General features: G+C 64.5%; 1 protein-coding gene. It reads right to left on the bottom strand.

The window, feature by feature from the left end:
* Positions 1-95: 95 nt before the first annotated feature.
* The coding region (locus HB681_RS37595; RefSeq protein ID WP_213959983.1) for a methylmalonyl-CoA mutase family protein at positions 96-1,224 on the bottom strand (1,129 nt) is incomplete at its 5' end.

Below are 1,224 nucleotides of genomic sequence, written 5' to 3'. Positions count from 1 at the left end.
CCGTTGTTCGAGGAGTTCGAGAATTTCTTTCATGATGTGTTTGCCTCTTGGTTGTTCTTGCCCCTGCCGCTGCATGGGCCGCTTGTTCAAAGGGATCAGGATGACGTCAGCGCGTTGGCTGTCGATGCCGCGCGGATCTGCTCCAGCACGTCCTTCGCACTCGCCGGGATCGGCGTGCCCGGGCCGTAGATGCCCTTGACGCCAGCTTCGTACAGGAAGTCGTAGTCCTGCCGCGGGATCACGCCGCCGACGAACACGATGATGTCGTCCGCACCCTGCTTCTTGAGTTCCGCGATGATCGCGGGCACCAAGGTCTTATGGCCGGCGGCGAGCGTGGAGACGCCCACGGCATGCACGTCGTTCTCGATCGCCTGGCGTGCGCACTCTTCCGGGGTCTGGAACAGCGGGCCCATGTCCACGTCAAAGCCGAGGTCGGCAAATGCCGTGGCGACAACCTTCGCGCCGCGGTCATGCCCGTCCTGGCCGAGCTTGGAAATCATCACGCGCGGACGGCGGCCTTGCTCTTCGGCAAATGCTGCGATCTCGTGCTGCAGTGCTTCCCAGCCCTCGGCCGAGTCATAGGCCGCGGCATACACGCCGGTGACCTTCTGCGTGTCGGCACGATGGCGGCCGTAGACCTTCTCCAGTGCATCGCTGATTTCACCGACCGTCGCCCGCAGGCGCACGGCGTCGATGCTCAGCGCGAGCAGGTTGCCCTCGCCGCTCTCGGCCGCAGCGGTCAGCGCATCGAGCGCGGCCTGCGTCTTCGCGGTATCGCGCTTCTCGCGGATCGCATGCAGCTTGGCAATCTGCCCGTCGCGCACCTTGACGTTGTCGATCGACAGGCTGTCGATCGCATCCTCCGTCTTGAGCTTGTACTTGTTGACGCCCACGATCACGTCCTTGCCCGAGTCGATGCGCGCCTGCTTGTCGGCCGCAGCCGCCTCGATCTTGAGCTTGGCCCAGCCGCTGTCCACGGCCTTGGTCATGCCGCCCATCGCCTCGACCTCCTCGATGATCTCCCAGGCCTTGTCCGCCATGTCCTGCGTCAGCTTCTCCATCATGTAGCTGCCGGCCCAGGGGTCGATCACGCTGGTGATGTGCGTCTCTTCCTGGATGATGAGCTGCGTGTTGCGGGCGATGCGCGAGCTGAACTCGGTCGGCAGCGCAATGGCTTCGTCGAGCGCGTTGGTGTGCAGGCTCTGCGTGCCGCCGAACACCGCA

Source organism: Variovorax sp. dw_954 (assembly GCF_018449755.1).
Lineage (GTDB): Bacteria > Pseudomonadota > Gammaproteobacteria > Burkholderiales > Burkholderiaceae_C > Variovorax.
Note: the sequence above shows the minus strand (reverse complement) of the source record. Positions and strands in the feature narration are given on the sequence as shown.